The following is a 16245-nucleotide window of genomic DNA, read 5'->3' on the forward strand; positions in this document are numbered from 1 at the left end:
GCCCGCCAGATAGGGCAAAGGCCTGAAAAAGCTCGATTTTTCGACATTTTTATCGGCAGCGGCCAGACTCTGCCGCTGAGCGGTTGTATCGCGGCATTACAGAAGCCGAGTGATTGCCTTTGATCCGTACGCTTGACTTCGGCGGGGTCAGCCCATAGAATTCACACGAGCAACCGGGATCAGGGAAACACAATTATCTTTAATTTGTAGCTTCTCACACCAAAGCCCCAATGTGCGAAGGGCGCTACGGCTGCGCCATAAGCGTCCTAAGGTGTAAGTAGACATGGCGACCAGAGACATCCTCCGCGCGCAGAGCTTTGAGGAGGCGTTTGCCGCCGGCAAAGTTTCACTCGAAGAGAGCCGTTTCGAGGAGGCCACCAATTATTTCCGCGCCGCTCTGAAACGTGGCGGCTGGTCGGGCGAAGACGAAGCGCGCGCGCGCTGCGCGCTCGCCGATTCGCTCGAAAAGCGCGGATTGTATACCGAACAGCTCGACGCCGTCGCCAAGTACGAACGCTCGCAGGAGATCGAGCGCCTGCCCGAGCGCACGCGCATGGAGGTGCTGATCCGGCTGGGCTGGGGCTACTCGTTCAACAATGATCTGCCGCGCGCCATCGCGCTGTTCAATCAGGCCATTCATATCGCCCGCCAGCTCGAAGACCCCGCCGGCATGGGCGCATGTTACTTCGGGCTGGGCCGCGCCTATCGCAACATCTCCGAGATTCGCATTGCTCGTGACCATTACACCTCGGCGCTCGAACATTTCCGGCGCACAGGCGACTGGCGGCGACTGGCCGAGTCCTATATCAACATCGGGTACATGCATGCGTACGAGGGCGACTTCCGCAATGCCCTGCACCTGCTCAAGCAGGCGCTAACGATCATCGGCACAAACGAAGAGCAAGACCTTCTGGGCCGCGCCCATATGTACCTGGCGATCACTTATGACAATCTCGGCTCGACGCCAAAGGCTTTACAATATTTCGAAAAAGCGATTGAGCATTTTCGCGCCTCCGGCAACCAGATCAGTTTAGCGATCAACCAGAACAACTATGCCGACAAGCTCATCTGGCTGGGCCGATGGGATGAAGCCCAGGCGCTGCTCGAAGAGGCGCTGGCCACCTTTGCCGCGGTCAATCAGAAGCCGCAATATGCGGGCGTGCTCGACACGCTGGCCTATTTGCACCTCTTGCAAGGCAAGCTGGACGAAGCCGATGAGCTGACCCGCCGCTCGATGGAGGTGATTCAAACCTCAAAGAACACGCTCTGGGTCGAGATTAGCACGCGCCTGACCATGGGCCGCAGCTTGATGTTCAAGAGGCGCTACCAGGAGGCCAAAGAAGTCCTTGAGTTGGGTGCCGAAGTTTGCCAGCGTAGTAACTCGACTCGCTTCTACGCGGATGTTCATCTGCTGCTGGCCGATGCCTTGCTGACGCTCGGCGAAAACGAGCAGGCCGCCTTACAGGTTGATCGGGTGCGAGAATTCCTTTGCGACTCGCCGTCGCTGATGGCCTGGGGGCTGATGATGCGCATGACGGCCAAGGTGCAGGCGGCCTGCGGCCACATCGCCGCCGCCATTCAGTCGCTCGGCCAGAGCACCTCGGTCTACGAGCTGCGCGGCAGTGTGTATGATATCGCGGTCAACCGCGTCGTTCTGGCGCGACTGTACGAACAGCAGGGGCGGCTGGAGGCGGCAATCAACGAAGCGCGGGAGGCGCACGCGACCTTCGTTCGCCTCGGCGCTGCCGCTGACGAAGCCGTGACGAGCGCCTACCTGCAAGCGCTCGAACAAAGCGCCGAGCCGTCAGACGATCTTGAAGTCGGGCGTGAGATGGCGGCGCTCAGTTTTCCGGTCGCCGGCCTGCGCTTTGAATGGAAGGGCAGTGCCCGTAGCGCCACGCTTGATCTGGCATCCGGGCTCGACGGCTTCGTCGCCCACCGGCTGGTGCAGGCCAGCCATGCGCGCGAGCTGTTGCTGCACGAGATCGTCGCCATCGTCCGCGAGCAATCGCGCAGCCGCGCCGCGGTGATCGCCGAGATTGTCGCCGACGACTTCAGCCTGAAGAATCGTTTGACCTTGAAGCCGGCGGCAGCCGTCGGGCTTAGCGACGGTGAGCTGGCTGAAGAACTTGAGTTGATGGCACAGCTCAGGACCGAAGATTATGCGGGCCACTTCGTTTATCGCCTCGGCGGCAATCAGCAGACGAGATACCTGCTGCGCATCGTCTGGCCGACCGCCGAGCGCTTTACCAACCACACCGTCACGCTTGCGCCGTTGCTGCAATTGGCTGAACAGGGACTGGAAGCCATCGCCCTGCGCAGCAAGAACCGGCGCCCGCAGGTCTTCAATCCGTCGCGCTTGCTGGCGCAGGTCGAACTGCCCGGCTTTGTCTGTAACAGCCGCGCCATGAGCCTGGTGCTTGAACAGATTCACAAGATTCGCTCATCGGACGTCACGGTGCTGATCACAGGCGAATCGGGCACCGGCAAAGAATTGATCGCCCGAGCCGTGCATGCCGGCTCGTCGCGCCGCGCCAATCGCTTTCTGCCATTCAACTGCTCCGCCGCTCCCAAGGAGATGATCGAGAGCCAGTTGTTCGGCTACCGCAAGGGCGCGTTTACCGGTGCGCTCGCCGCCAACGAAGGCGTCATCCGCGCCGCCGAGCGCGGCACGCTCTTTCTGGACGAGATCGGCGACCTGCCGCTCGAACTCCAGCCCAAGCTGCTGCGCTTCCTACAGGAAGGCGAAATCCACCCGCTTGGCGATAGCGCGCCGCAAAAGGTGGACGTGCGGGTAGTCGCCGCCACCAACTCGAACCTTGAGCGTGCCGTCGCCGAAGGCCGCTTCCGCGAAGACCTTTTCCACCGCCTGAATGTCATTCGCATACAGGTGCCGGGCCTGCGCCAGCGCCGCGAAGAGATCCCGGCGCTGGTCAATTACTACCTCGACCTTTATCAAAAAGAGGCAGCCAAGTCAGAGATCAAGCTCGCTGAAGAAACCCTGGACTTGCTCGTCGTCTATGACTGGCCGGGCAACGTGCGCCAGCTCTGCAACGAAGTCCGTCGCATCATTGCTTATAACGACTCGGCATCGGTCGTCGGGCCGGAGGGGTTGTCGGTGGAGATCGCCAAGGCGGGCCGCGAGTCGGCCGCGCCGACACCCGCGCCCGCACGCAGAGCAAGCGAAGCCACGATCAGCGCCCCCGAAGGCGTGACGCTCGGCGAAGCCGTCGAAGAGCTAGAGCGGCAGATGATCGCCGAGGCGCTGCGCCGCTCGGCAGGCAACATCGCCCGCGCCGCCAAAGACCTCGGCCTGTCGCGCAAGGGGCTCTACCTGAAGATGGATCGCCTCGATTTCAAAATCTGACTCCCCTGCCCGCCACTTGGTTCCAACCCTTAACCGACCCCCACACGTGTGTAGCCGCTTCACAGGTGTGTAGCTGCTTCACACTCTCGCTAAACCGTTGATAGCTCAGGCGCAAATCTGTTACTCGCGGCAAGTGTGAAGCAGCTACACACTCTGCCCGAAGAATCCCTTTCCGGGCTTTTCGGCTAAGTGATTGATTCTATTTGTCAGTGATTCCCGTTGCGCAGCGGCCATTTCCTGGCACGGCCATTGCAATAGAGAAGAGCGCAACGAGCGGAAGTAATCGCAAGAATCAAAACTAAAGGAGAACGAATATGAACGAGGGTATTTTGTTGACGAACGGATTTCTTCTCACTGGTGGGTGTACGTTTGCTGACGGTTTTCTTCTCACTGGTGGGTGTACGTTTGCTGACGGTTTCCTGATCGGAGAATAAGGCTCGACGAAGCTGTAATCCACGAAACCGGTTCTAACTGCCCAGGGGTCGCCGCTTTCAACGAGGGGCGGTGACTCGTTAACACGAAGATCATTGAGAGGCGCTCTTCCCCTGTTTTACCGCGCCGCCTGTTGACCGGGCTTGGCGCGGGGCGCCAGAAGGAGTAAGCAATGTTAAGGGATGTACGACAGCGAGATGCTGGGGTGATCTTTGACGAGCTGGGCGTCGAAGAGGTAGTCGCTCCGGTATCATGATTTCTGCGGGGCCGGCGTGCTTCAGGGTTTCAGCGAGGCACGCCGGCCCTGTTTCTCTCTCGGGCCGCTGTCCCTACAAGCGCCCGATTTGTGTTCCAGCCCACTCTACTTTTCTCATGTAATCCATGCGCGTGTGAGCTAAGATACCAACGTCAACCCTGTGCTTGACATCCCTGATCGGCCAGAGCCCTGGCCCGCGCCGGCAGCCCGACGACAGTCGCCCAGCATCCTCCAGGCATGTTGAACCCAATCAGACACGGCGACTCAGGGCTTGGCACCTTCATAGTTACTATTGAAAAAGTCTGGCTGCGCCTTTACCCTTTGGGTAAGCCAAGGGTTCACAGTCCGCGCCGCCGCGTATTTCAAGATGAGAGCGACAAACGTTATGCAAAGAGCACAGTCCCGATCCCTCGCCGCAGCGCCGAGTCGAAGGAGGGGCAGGTCGGCTTGAAAATGATCAGGCTCGAACAGATCCGCCGGTTGTCGCTGCTCCAGCCGCTCACGGTGCGCAACTTCCGCTTCCTCTTCCTCGGCCATTGCGGCTCGATTCTCGGCGACCAGTTCTACATCATCGCCCTGCCGTGGCTGGTCTACAGCCTCACTGGCTCCAGCCTGATGCTCGGCACAGTGCTGCTGGTGGCGGGGGCCGTGCGCTCGACCTTCCTGTTAATGGGCGGGGCGCTGTCGGATCGCTTCTCGCCGCGCGTGCTGATGTTGACGGCCTATGGCATCGGCGCGCTGGTGACGAGCTTGACGGCATTGGCGGTTCATCTCAACCTCACCGAGCGCTGGCACCTGTTCCTGCTGGGGGGTTGCTTCGGGCTGGTCGAAGCGACTTTCTATCCGGCCTACCAGTCGGTGACGCCGCTGATCATCAGCCGCAAGCGCCTGGTCGCCGGCAATTCGCTGCTACGCAGCGCCGTGCGCTTGATGGGCATCATTGGCCCGGCGCTGGCCGGCATCGTTATCGGCAAGGATGGTTTCACGGTTGCCTTCGCCTTCGACGCCGCATCGTTCGTCTTCGCCTTTATGATGATCGGCATGATTCGCATCGCACCACACGCCGAAACCAGCGAGTTCGGAGCGATGCCCGCCAGCGCCGCGCCGCGCCAACCCTTGCTGCGCAGCATCGGCGAAGGCTTTCGCTATGCGCGGCGCCACCGCGCCCTGCGTAGCTTGTTTGCCTATATGATCGGCTTCGAGTTCGCCGCCGCCGGCGCCAGCTATGTTGGGATGCCGGCGTTTGCGCGACTGCATTTCGGCGAGGAAGCCGGCGCGCGGGCACTCGGCGCGATGGCCTCGTCGCTGGCCGCTGGTCTGCTGATCGGCATGGTGCTGGCCGGCTCGATGAAGGCCTTTAAGCGCGAAGACCGGGTGACGACGCTGATGACCGTATTGATGGCATGTTCGCTGACTTCGCTGGCCGTCGCTTCGACACTGGTGCCGGCCTGCATCTCGCTATTCGCTTTTGGCGTCGCCGGCGGCGCGGTCAGCATCATCATCCAGGCGCGCATGCAAATGTCTTCAGACAAGCGCATGCTCGGTCGCGTGATGAGCATTCTCATGCTCGGCAGTTCGCTGGCCGAGATGGCCGGCTTTGCGCTCGCCGGGATGCTCGCGGATATGAACCTGCGCCTGGTCTTTCTGGGTAGCGGCGTGGTGATGGCGATCACCTTGCTCGCCTGGGTGAGTACTCGCCGGCGCGCCCCTGAAGAAGTCAATGCCGAAGCATGACTGCCGCCTCTGACTGTCCCTTTGCGAGGGTCGCCACTTCAGGTTGACAGAGATCACCCTCCTAAGCGATAAAACGATTTTGCAATTCACGAATGCAAATCGCCGGTTGCCTGTTGGCCTCCGTTCATCAACCGGCGTCTGAACGAATCGGCAAGCAAACTAATAAACAAGGGTTGGGTGAAGGACATGGAAAACCTTTGGCAGGATCTTCGTTATGGCTTGCGGAGCCTGGGCCGTCAGCCCGGCTTCACCGTCATCGCCATCATTGCGCTAGCGCTCGGCACCGGCGCCAACACCGCCATCTTCAGCGCCGTCAACGCCATCTTGCTGCGCCCGCTTATCTACGCCGCGCCCGAGCAACTCGTCATGGTCTGGGGCACCAATAGCCGCAGTAACGTGACGAAAGACGCCCTGTCGGTGCCGGACCTGATGGACTACCGCGAGCAGACGACGACGCTTGAGCAGGTCGCCGCCTACTCGCAAGCCGACTTCGATCTCACCCGCGGCGGCGAGCCGGTGCACATCCAGGGGGCGTTAGTCACGGCCAACTACTTCACGACGCTCGGCGTCCAGGCGCGCGTCGGGCGCACCTTCAGCGCCGGCGAAGACCAGTCGAGCGCGCCGCGCGTCGTCGTCCTCAGCGACGCGCTGTGGCGAAGACAGTTCGGTGGCGACCTCGGCATCCTCGACCAGCCCATTCCGTTCAACAACGCCAGCTTCACTGTCGTCGGCATCATGCCGAAAGAGTTCCAGCCGATCAATCCCGGCGATGAGCTGTGGGCGCCGATAGCGCTCGATGGCGGCGACATCCTGCGCACGCCGCCGTTCGGCCCGCCGTCGATCATGAAGATGCGCAGACTGCGCTTCGTCCCGGCCTTTGCGCGGCTCAAGCCCGGGGCGACGGTGGCGCAGGCGCAGAGCGAGCTGAGCGGCATCGCCCAGCACAACGAAACGCTCTACCCGAACGAGAACGGCGGCATCGGCGTCAACCTCATTTCGATGCAGGAAGAGGTGGTCGGCAAGATCGGCAAGGCGCTGATCTTGTTGCTGCTGGCGGTCGGTGCGGTGCTGTTGATCGCCTGCGTCAACGTCGCCAATCTCTTGCTGGCCCGCGCCGCCGCACGGCAGAAAGAGATCGCCATACGGACGGCGCTCGGCGCATCGCGGGGGCGCGTTGTCCGCCAGTTATTGACCGAAAGCGTTCTGCTGGGACTGGCGGGCGGTGTGGTCGGCCTGGGGCTGGCGTTCGCCGGCCTCAAGCTGCTGTTGTCGCTCAACCCGCCGAACATCCCGCGCCTGGCCGAGATCAACATTGACCTGCGCGTGCTCGGTTTCACGCTCGCCGTCTCTTTGTTGACCGGCTTGATCTTTGGCCTGGTGCCGGCCCTGCAAGCGTCGAAACCGAATCTCAACGAAACCTTAAAGGAAGGTGCTCGCGGCTCGTCGGCGGGTGGCAACCGCCAGCGCTTGCGCCGCGGTTTGATCGTCGTCGAGATGGTGCTGACGACCATGCTGTTGATCGTCACCGGCTTGATGATTAAGAGCTTCGCGTCGCTGCAAAAGGTTGATCCCGGATTCAACGCCGCAAACGTGTTGACCATGTGGATAGACCTGCCGCTCACCCGTTACGCTGAAGACAAGCAGATCATCGGTTTTTTCAATCAGGCGTTCACGCGCTTGCAATCACTGCCCGGCGTCGAATCGGCGAGCGGCATCAGCAGCCTGCCGCTGACGACGACCTCGATTGCTCGCCTGCGATTTACGGTGGACGGACGCCCGCCAGAATCGGCCAACGAGCGGCTGACGGCGAACTTTCGGGCGATCCAATTCAGTTACTTTAAGACGCTGGGAATCGCCTTGCGCAGCGGCAGAACATTCACCGAAGCCGACGGCGAGCAGTCGCCGCCGGTCGCCATCATCAACGAATCTTTCAAGCGCAGCTTCTGGCCAGACGAAGACGCCATCGGCAAGCACATCACCATGCCGAGCGCCGGCAACGTCTCGCGCGAGATCGTTGGCGTCGTCAGCGACGTTAAGCACGCGGCGCTCGATGCCGATTCCGGCTGGGAGCTGTATCTGCCTTATCAGCAGAAACCCTTGAACGTCATGAACCTGGTGCTGCGCACGGCCGGCGACCCGGCCCGCCTGACCGCGAGCGCGCGGCAAGCGATTCTCGATGTTGATCCCGGCCAGCCCATTTATGACGTGAAGACGATGGACGAAGTGGTTAGCGATTCGCTGTCGCAACCGCGGCTTTACAGCGTGTTGCTCGGAGTCTTTGCGGCGGTGGCGCTCATACTCGCCGCCGTCGGCATCTATGGCGTGATGAGCAGCACCGTCAGCCAGCGCCGCCACGAGATCGGCATTCGCATGGCGCTCGGCGCGCAGCGCGGCGACATCTTGAAGATGATTGTCGGGCAGGGCATGAGCATGGCGCTGATCGGCGTAGCGGTCGGGGTCATCGCCGCCCTGTTGTTGAGTTACAGCGCCGCCTGGTTTGTCTCGGATCTGTTGTTTCAGGTTGGAGCGCGTGACCTGACGATCTTTGTCGTCGCCCCGCTTGTATTGGCCTTCCTGGCCTTTCTATCAATCTACGTCCCGGCGCACCGCGCCACGAAGGTAGACCCGATGGTCGCCTTACGCTACGAATAAGAAGTGACAGGTGACGAGTGAATGTGGGCTTTCCTTTCTTGTCACTCGTCACCTGTCACTCTATGCAGCGATGACCGACTTCGGCACGTAGCCGCGCACATCTATCGGCCAGATGGCTGTAAAGGTCGAGCCTTCGCCCGGCGCGCTCAGCACTTTGATCCTGCCGCCGAGCAATTCCACGAGCCGCCTGCTGATGGGTAATCCAAGACCTGTGCCGCCGCCATGGTGCGGGTTTGAAATGTTCACCTGCTGGAACTCTTCGAAGATGAGCGGGATCTGCTCCTCAGTGATTCCGATACCGGTGTCAGTCACTTCGACGCGCCACATCTCTTCGACATCTCTCGCCGCGCGGATCACCACCGCGCCGCCCGGCGGCGTGAATTTGATCGCATTGGAAGCGAAGTTCGTCACCACCTGCGCGACCTTGGTGGGGTCGCTTAAAATCTTCGGCAGATCGCCGGCGACATCGCAGCGCAGCTCGACGCCTTTGTCACTGGCGGTCTGCCTGAGGCCGGCGGCGATGGCGTCGATCAGCTCGGCGGCGTCGAACTCTTGCAGCTTGATCTGCATGCGCCGCGCTTGCAGCCGCGACAGGTCGAGCAGGTCGTTGACCAGGCGGATCAACATCTGCGTAGACTTCTCGATACGCCCGACGGTCTCGCGCTGGCGCGGCCCGAGCGGCTCGCTCTGGTCGCGGCTTAAAAGCATCAACAGCCCGGTCAGCGCGTTGAGCGGCGTGCGGACTTCGTGGGCGATGGTCGAGATGAAGCGCGATTTCATCTCGTCCACATGGCGCAGCTTTTCGTTTGCCTCTTGCAGGTCGTGATTGGCCCGCTCCAGCTCGTGACGGCTGCGCGTCAGCTCGGCCAGCACCCGCACCAGCTCGCTATTCTGCGCCTGTAGCTCTTCGACCATGCTGGTTTCGCTGGCCGAAAAGAAGCGCTTGCGAATCTCATCTATGGGGCGCATCGCCCGCTGAAAATCGTCGAACCACTTGACGGTTTCGATGCGCGTGCCTTTGCCCGAGGCTGAATGAACCCGGAACTCGTCCATCAAGCGCTGCGAGCCGGCGAGGCCCTTGCCGAGGCCGGTCTTGGATTGAAAACTGCCCGAAAGAATCTGCTCAACGTCATCAATGCCCGGCCCGTTGTCTTCGCAGATCATCTCCATGCCGCGCCGCTCGCCATGCTCGACCAGCGACACGCTGATGCTGCCGGTCTGCGCGTATTCGTAGATGTTGCGCGTCAGCTCGGAAGCGACCGTCGCCAGTTTGATCTGCGTGACGTTATCAAACCCCAGCTCGCGCGCCGTCAAGCGGACACGGTCGCGGACGCGCGGCAGGTCGCTCTCGCGGCGGATGAAGATCGTGCCGATCAATTCGCGCCGCGTTGCACCGGAAGTGCTATCGAATATCTCTGCCGTCACGATTGCAGCCTCCCACAGAGGATCGTCGCGTCGTCGTTGGGGCGCGAAAAATCGCGCATCACCGTCGCGCAAAACAGTTGCGGGTGCAGCCCGAACAGGCCCGGATAGTTGTCCGGCTCCCAGCGCTCGGAAATGCCGTCGGTTGCCATGATCAAGGTCGCCACTTTCGGCATATGCTCTTTAAAGACTTTCACGCGATCCAGCCGCGAGCCGAGCGTGCCGTTGAGCGAGATGAAGCGCAGCCGCTCGCGCCCACCGATCACACGGATGTCGGTGTTGCCGACGCCTGCATACTCAATCGTTCCCGCCGCGCGGTCAATCGCCGCCAATCCCATGACCGCGCCGCGCATCTGGCGTAGGGCTTCGTGCGCTTCCCAGATGATGGCTTCGACGGACCGTTCCAGGTTTCTGTCAATCGCCGTGATGGCGGCGCGCGCCGATTCGCAGGCGGCTTCGCCATGCCCCAGACCATCGATCACCGCCACCAGCAAGCGATTGTCTATCGAGCGCACCACATACGCGTCGCCGTTATCGATGTGGCCTTCGAGGGGCCGCGTCATCGTCCCCCAGATGCCCTGAGCCGCTTGCGGCGCCTGGTCTTCACGATTGACCCGCTTGCGAAAAACAATCGCCGTACCGTGCGTCGTCCGCCCATACATCGGCAGCCGGCGGGTGACACTGTCGAGCGCCGAGTAGATGTAAAACTCATCGCTCATGCGCTTGATCGCGCCGAGCCCCGCGCCCAGCGAGCCGGTCGTCGAATAGCCGTCGCTGATTGCCGTGGCGGTGTCTTCGATGCCCGGCCCTTTGTCGAGGTAGATGATTTCGATGCCGCGCGGCTCAAGGCGCTGGTCGGCGGCGGCGAAATAGATGCGCCCGGTGCCGCGCGCGAACTTCAGCGCGTTCGAGCCTAGCTCTTTGACGACTAATTCAATCTCGGCGAGTTGCAGCTCGCTTAAGCCAATTTCGGCGGCGAGGCGGTTGATGTGGCGACGCGCCAGCCCGACCTGGGCTTCGTGGGTCAGCGGTATCGAATCGAATTGCTTCATCGTGCTAAAGCCATTTGGTAATCGTGACGACGGTGCCACGGCCCACGTCCGATGTGATCTCGAACTCGTCAACCAGACGGCGCGCGCCCGGCAAGCCTTTGCCTAATCCGCGCCCGCTGGTATAGCCGTCTTTCATGGCAAGCTCGATGTCCGGGATGCCCTGCCCCTCGTCTTCAAAGCGCAGGCGCAGGCCGCGCCGGCCTTCGCGGTTGACCGTCGCGATGTTGGCAAAACCGCGCCCGGCATAATGGACGATGTTGCGGCCCAGCTCGCTTGCGGCGGTCACCAGCCTGACCTGGTCGGTATGGCCGAAGCCAAGCGCCGCGGCGCGCTCGCGCACCGCGCGTCGCAGGGTCACCAGGTCATCGCTTGTGGCGACCGCAATGCGCTCAGCCGGCGGCGGCATTTTCCTTCGTGCCGTAGAGGTGCCGCCGCTGCTTGTCGCGCATGCGCTCCTTCAGTATGCGCATGCCATCGTCCACGTCGAGCGCCGTCGAAACGCCTTTCAGTTCAAGCCCCAGCTCGACCAGGGTGATGGCGACCGCCGGCTGCATGCCGACGACAACCGTTTCGGCGTCCATGATCGAAGCCATCGCCGCGACATCGCTCAGCATGCGCCCGGTGAACGAATCAACCATCTCCAGCAGCGAGATATCGATCAACAGGGCGTGCGCGCCTGTGCGTTCGATCTGTTCCAGGGCGCGCTGCTGCATCTCGATAACCGTGCGGTCATCGATGTCGGATTGGATGGAGACGATCAGCACGTCGCCGACTTTAAGAATGGGCACCTTGAACGCGTTCATCGCTATCCCCCTTTTCCGTGCCCGTCTCGGCATCGGCAGTCGAGTTGATGGCGATGACCCGCTGCCGTGTCAGCTCGAACGCCAGCCGTATGCCATCGCTCAACTGGTTGCGCGTGATGATTCCGGAAAGGTCTATGCCGAGGTGAACAATCGTCTGCGCGATGGCCGGGCCGACGCCGGTGATGATGCAGGTCGAGCCGAGCAGGCGCACGGCGGTGACGGTTTTAATCAGATAATTAGCGACCTGCGTGTCCACGGTCGGCACGCCGGTGATGTCGAGAATGGCAATCTCGGCGCGCGACTTGACGATGCGCTCAAGCAGCCGCTCCATCATCAACTGCGTGCGGCGGCTGTCGAGCGTGCCAATCAGCGGCAGACAGATGATGCGATCCCAGATTTGCACGACTGGCGTCGATAGCTCCAGCATATCCTGTTGCTGCTGACGGATGACGCGCTCGCGGTTCTTGATCGTCGAAACGAAGATGAATGAGCCGAGCTTGTCGAGCGCCCTCGATATCTTGCTGACCTCGCTCAACAGCAGCTCCGGGTCGGCCTTGTACTCATCGCTCAGGAAAGGCAGCAAGGTTTCTTTCAGGCTGAAAACATAAAACGCCGTTTCGGATGGGCTGAAAGCCTGAGCGGCGCGCGCTTCCGAGATTTCCAGCAGCAGTCGGCGAATGGCGTTGAACTCTTTGCCGCGCATCTCTTCGACGTTCGAGTTGGCGATGGCGGTGATGAAGGCGCGCAGAAAAGTCTGTGAATCGCTGCGCAGTTCTTCGCCGCTAATCAACGTCTCGCGGAAGTCCGACGATTGCACGCGGTTTTCGACCCAGGCTTCGAGTATTTCGTTCTCGCGTTCGGTGAGCAACTGGATGGTGCGCGGGTCTGGTGTGTTAGCGGAGGTTTGATGGTCAGATGGCAAAGTAGCAACCTCTTCAAATTGAGGATCACGATTCTTTCGCGCTTCGTTCGCGCATCTCGGCGACTCGGCTGCGGCGCCCATAAAGATTAAAACACGACGACGCGCGTCGTGCAAAGCGCGCCTCTATTCGCTCGCCTGCGCGCGGCGCAAGCGATCACCGCACATCGGCTTTTTTCAATACAGGCAGCCTGATCGTCGTAGCGAATCCGAGCCCGCGGACCTGTGAGGGATAAACCCCATGCGCCGCCAATGGCTTGCAAGTAACCGCGATTACGGCCAATCTCCGGCGCGCGCGGTTTTGGCACGGCCCTTGTACAAAAGAATCTTGCGCGGCTGTGGCGCGCTGACTTGTAGAGCAACGCGCCATAAACGCGCAAAAACCAAATGGGAGGAATGTTATGAACCGGGATGAAATGGAAGGCAAATGGGATCAGACCAAGGGCAAGGTGAAAGAAAACGTCGGTCGCGCTCTCGATGACCGCGACATGGAACAGCGCGGTCTCGAAGACCAGACCAAGGGCAATGTGCAGGAAGGCTTCGGCAAAGTCCGCCGCAACGTCGGTGAAGCCATCGAAGACCTCGGCGACAAGATCAGCGATTGATCAAGCCGTCGCGACTGTTGACCGGGCGTGGCGATTGAATGTCAATCGCCACGCCCGACTTTTTTGTCTACAAAGTACCCTCACCTGAGGAACTATTCATTCACGGGGGATAAACCGCCAAGACGCCAAGAGCGCCAAGCCAATGCCAAAGACAAGTGACTTTCTCTTGGTGTGCTTGGCGTCTTGGCGGTTTATCCCTTGTCTCTGAGTCGGGAATGAATAGACCCTGAGCAACTCAATAATGGCCTACAATCGTTCTCCGGTGTTAACATGAGCACTGCTCATGCAACTCATCCGCAAAGTTAACCCGAAGCGATGGGCCGAGCGAATTCGCCTGAATGCGCGGCGCGTCGCCGAACATCGCTCGGCTCCCGCGGTCGTCTTTCTGCTTGAGCTGATCGCCTGCGCCCTCGTGCCGCTGCCCAATGCGCTGATCATGGTGGCGATGGTCACGGCGGCGCCGCGCAAGTGGCTGCGCTTTGCCGCGAGCGCCGCTGCCGGCAGCCTCGTCGCCGGTTTGTTGCTCTACGCCGTCAGCCGCTTACTATTCGAGTCCTGGGGTCAGCGACTGCTCGCCTTTTATGGCGCAACCGGGCGTTGGCAAGAAGTCGTCGCATGGGTACAGAGCGGCTGGGGGTTGGGAATCGTCTTTATCGCCGCGATGACCACCGGCTTCTTTCGTCTGACCAGCCTCGCCGCCGGCTTTACGGCAATCAACCCGCTGGCCTTCGCCGTCGTCCTGGCCGCAAGCCGCGGCGTGCGCTGGACGGCTGAGTGCGCGGCCATCAAATTCGTCGGCGACCGCCTGCGTCTGTGGCCGAGGCAGTACATCAGGTATGCCGCCTTCGGCGCCGGCCTGCTCGCCTTCGCGGTCATCCTCGTCTTTGTCTTCGCCGCCTGAGCGCCATTCTTGCCGCGCCAGTGCCGGGCTCAGAATCCCCGCGAACTCAGGTTGCCAAGCCGCGCCGCTTGCCTGCATAATCATCTGTCACACAGACTTTCCTGGAGATTTACATGGCAGAAAAAGATAAAGTAATTAAGAGCGGACAGTTGACCCTGCCGCGCATCCTGTTTTTGGTCGGCGTCGGCATTGTCGTCGCCGGTATGGTGGCCGTTGGCGGCAAGTTTCTAATCGTCGGCTACTGGGTGTTGACCCTGGCCATCTGTGCCTTGCTGTATCTCATCTCGATTGACTACGGCGTTCATATGGAGAAGGTTGACCTGACCGCCCAGCCGGCGTCGCCCGCCGCGATTGAAGCCATGCCCGCGGGCGAGACGACGCGCGCTGCCGCAACCGCAGAGCCACGCACCAAGCGGCGCACCAGTCGCCCGGTGAAACGCAGAAGATAAATCAGGAGGCAGGAAGCAGGAAGCAGGTGGCAGTCTTTGATTGGAAATTCGAGATGAGTTGAGAATGACGATTTGTGTACTGCCTCCTGCTTCCTGCTTCCTGCTTACTTTCCTATGGTCAAACCTGCCGCCCTCGGGTTACGCACTCTCATCAACCATCCCGGCTTGCTGTGGCTCGATCTCGACGATCCAATGAGCCACTCGCTCGACGAGCTTGCGGCGCAGTATGGCTTTCACGAACTGGCCGTCGAGGATTGCCGCAATCGGCAACAACTGGCGAAGGTTGATTACTACGACGGCTATTCATTCTACATCATCAACTCGACGCACTACTCGCAGGAGCCCTGCGAGGTGCGGCTGCGCGAGATTGATGCCTTCCTGGGGCCGGACTATATCGTCACCGTGCATGATGGCGAGAGCCTGTCGGTCAAAGAGATCGAGCGCCGGCTGGCGGCCAACGGCACGCGCTACGAACGGCCCGACCAGGTGCTGCACGGCATCATTGATGTCGTCGTTGACCGCTTCCTGCCGACGCTCGAATCAATCGGCGACACTATCGATGTGGTCGAAGACGAGCTGTTGATCCACCCCGATGTCAAGCTGCTGGAAATGATCTTCAATCTCAAGCGCGGCATGCTGCAATTTCGCCGCGCGGTTGGCGCTCAGCGCGAATTACTGAACGTCATCGTCCGCGACGAGACGCCGTTGATTCGGCCTGAGATGCGCATCTACTTCCGCGATGTCTACGACCATGCGGTGCGCGCCCTCGATCTGGTCGAAACCTATCGCGACCTGATGAGCGGCACGCTCGACATCTACCTGACGCAGATGGCCAACCGCACCAACGACATCGTCAAGGGCCTGACCATCCTGGCAACGATTATGCTGCCGCTCACGCTGGTGACGGGCTACTTCGGCATGAACTTCGAGTCCATGCCGCTGCTCAAGAACCCGAGCGGCGTCTGGTATACGACTATCGGCATGGCAGTCATTGCCATCATCATGCTCGGCTATTTCAAACTGAAGAAGTGGCTCTGACCGCGCTGAGTCTATACCGTTGAGTGGGGCCGACCTCTATGTCCGCGGAATGCTCAACGGAATGACGATCAGAATGAAGGCAAACACCGCGATGCCCCCGATGAGGCCCCATCGCGGGTGCCAGCGCTTGCCGGTGAATGGGTTCGGGCCGCCATAATTGAAGCGCACCTTCTTGACATCCTTGTAAGCGAAGGTGACCAGTTGTTTCAAATCCACCTCGACCACTTGAAACGTGTCGTTATCGATGCTGGCAATCTCGCCGTAGCGTTCCTTATTGTCTTTGAGGATGATGGTGATTTTGCTGGCGATGCCGTGGTTCTCGATATCGCGTTTGATGCGCGCGGCCTGCTGCGCTTCCTTCGCCGTCTGAGGCGTGGCCGGCTGGTTATTCGTTTGGCCGGGCGGCGCTTGATCAGGGGTTCCGCCCGGCGTCGCAATCGGCTTTTCGGCGGGCGATTGCGCCAATCCGGGCTTAACACAAACGAAGCAGAAGTAGAGGGCGCAGACGAGCGCCATTGACAGAATCCGTTTCAACATAGCGAGCCTCCTGAAGCATATTTATTCCGCCATTCAGGTGGCAACGGACGTGCCAGCGCCCTACTCGACAAGCAATCA

The 16245-nt window shown here is 60.9% G+C and carries 13 protein-coding genes; 7 read left to right on the forward strand and 6 right to left on the reverse strand.

Annotated elements, in window-relative coordinates; translation table 11 throughout:
• Positions 1-283 precede the first annotated feature (283 nt).
• From VJ464_18285 to VJ464_18295, 3 genes are all read left to right on the forward strand, one after another.
• Entirely contained in the window at positions 284-3367 is a 3084-nt protein-coding gene (locus VJ464_18285; GenBank protein HKQ07082.1) for a sigma 54-interacting transcriptional regulator, read from the forward strand.
• A 1141-nt stretch (positions 3368-4508) separates the two neighbouring features.
• Positions 4509-5789: an MFS transporter gene (locus VJ464_18290; GenBank protein HKQ07083.1), complete on the forward strand. Its 1281-nt coding sequence runs from the start codon at positions 4509-4511 to the stop codon at positions 5787-5789.
• 186 nt (positions 5790-5975) lie between these two features.
• The gene (locus VJ464_18295) at positions 5976-8441 is read left to right on the forward strand and encodes an ABC transporter permease (GenBank protein ID HKQ07084.1); all 2466 of its coding nucleotides are present in this window, start codon (positions 5976-5978) and stop codon (positions 8439-8441) included.
• Positions 8442-8501: 60 nt separating this feature from the next.
• Here the strand turns inward: VJ464_18295 and VJ464_18300 are convergent, their stop codons facing one another.
• Genes VJ464_18300 through VJ464_18320 form a run of 5 tightly spaced genes read right to left on the reverse strand, consistent with a single transcriptional unit; the run spans position 8502 to position 12640 of the window.
• Complete coding sequence (locus VJ464_18300; GenBank protein HKQ07085.1) at positions 8502-9866, reverse strand: ATP-binding protein; 1365 nt, start codon at positions 9864-9866, stop codon at positions 8502-8504.
• Entirely contained in the window at positions 9863-10915 is a 1053-nt protein-coding gene (locus VJ464_18305) for an ATP-binding protein (GenBank protein HKQ07086.1), read from the reverse strand. The genes VJ464_18300 and VJ464_18305 overlap by 4 nt, the downstream gene beginning before the upstream one ends.
• Positions 10916-10919: 4 nt before the next feature.
• Positions 10920-11321, reverse strand: coding sequence for an ATP-binding protein (locus tag VJ464_18310; GenBank protein HKQ07087.1), 402 nt, complete (start codon positions 11319-11321; stop codon positions 10920-10922).
• Positions 11305-11718, reverse strand: coding sequence for an STAS domain-containing protein (locus VJ464_18315; protein ID HKQ07088.1), 414 nt, complete (start codon positions 11716-11718; stop codon positions 11305-11307). The genes VJ464_18310 and VJ464_18315 overlap by 17 nt, the downstream gene beginning before the upstream one ends.
• Complete coding sequence (locus tag VJ464_18320; GenBank protein ID HKQ07089.1) at positions 11690-12640, reverse strand: STAS domain-containing protein; 951 nt, start codon at positions 12638-12640, stop codon at positions 11690-11692. Before VJ464_18320 ends, VJ464_18315 begins: the two co-directional genes overlap by 29 nt.
• A 398-nt stretch (positions 12641-13038) precedes the next feature.
• On the opposite strand from VJ464_18320, the gene VJ464_18325 reads away from it, so the two are divergent.
• From VJ464_18325 to corA, 4 genes are all read left to right on the forward strand, one after another.
• On the forward strand, positions 13039-13242 hold the full coding sequence (locus tag VJ464_18325; GenBank protein HKQ07090.1) for a CsbD family protein: 204 nt from the start codon (positions 13039-13041) through the stop codon (positions 13240-13242).
• A gap of 283 nt (positions 13243-13525) precedes the next feature.
• Complete coding sequence (locus tag VJ464_18330) at positions 13526-14143, forward strand: hypothetical protein (protein HKQ07091.1); 618 nt, start codon at positions 13526-13528, stop codon at positions 14141-14143.
• 113 nt (positions 14144-14256) lie between these two features.
• Positions 14257-14592 (forward strand): hypothetical protein, encoded by a 336-nt coding sequence (locus VJ464_18335; GenBank protein ID HKQ07092.1) that lies wholly within the window; start codon positions 14257-14259, stop codon positions 14590-14592.
• 114 nt (positions 14593-14706) lie between these two features.
• The gene (corA, locus tag VJ464_18340; protein HKQ07093.1) at positions 14707-15630 is read left to right on the forward strand and encodes a magnesium/cobalt transporter CorA; all 924 of its coding nucleotides are present in this window, start codon (positions 14707-14709) and stop codon (positions 15628-15630) included.
• Positions 15631-15666: 36 nt separating this feature from the next.
• On the opposite strand, the gene VJ464_18345 is transcribed toward corA, so the two are convergent.
• A complete protein-coding gene (locus VJ464_18345) occupies positions 15667-16167 on the reverse strand; it encodes a hypothetical protein (GenBank protein ID HKQ07094.1) in 501 nt (166 codons plus the stop codon).
• Positions 16168-16245: the final 78 nt, after the last annotated feature.

The sequence above is a fragment of the Blastocatellia bacterium genome (genome assembly GCA_035275065.1).
GTDB lineage: Bacteria > Acidobacteriota > Blastocatellia > UBA7656 > UBA7656 > DATENM01.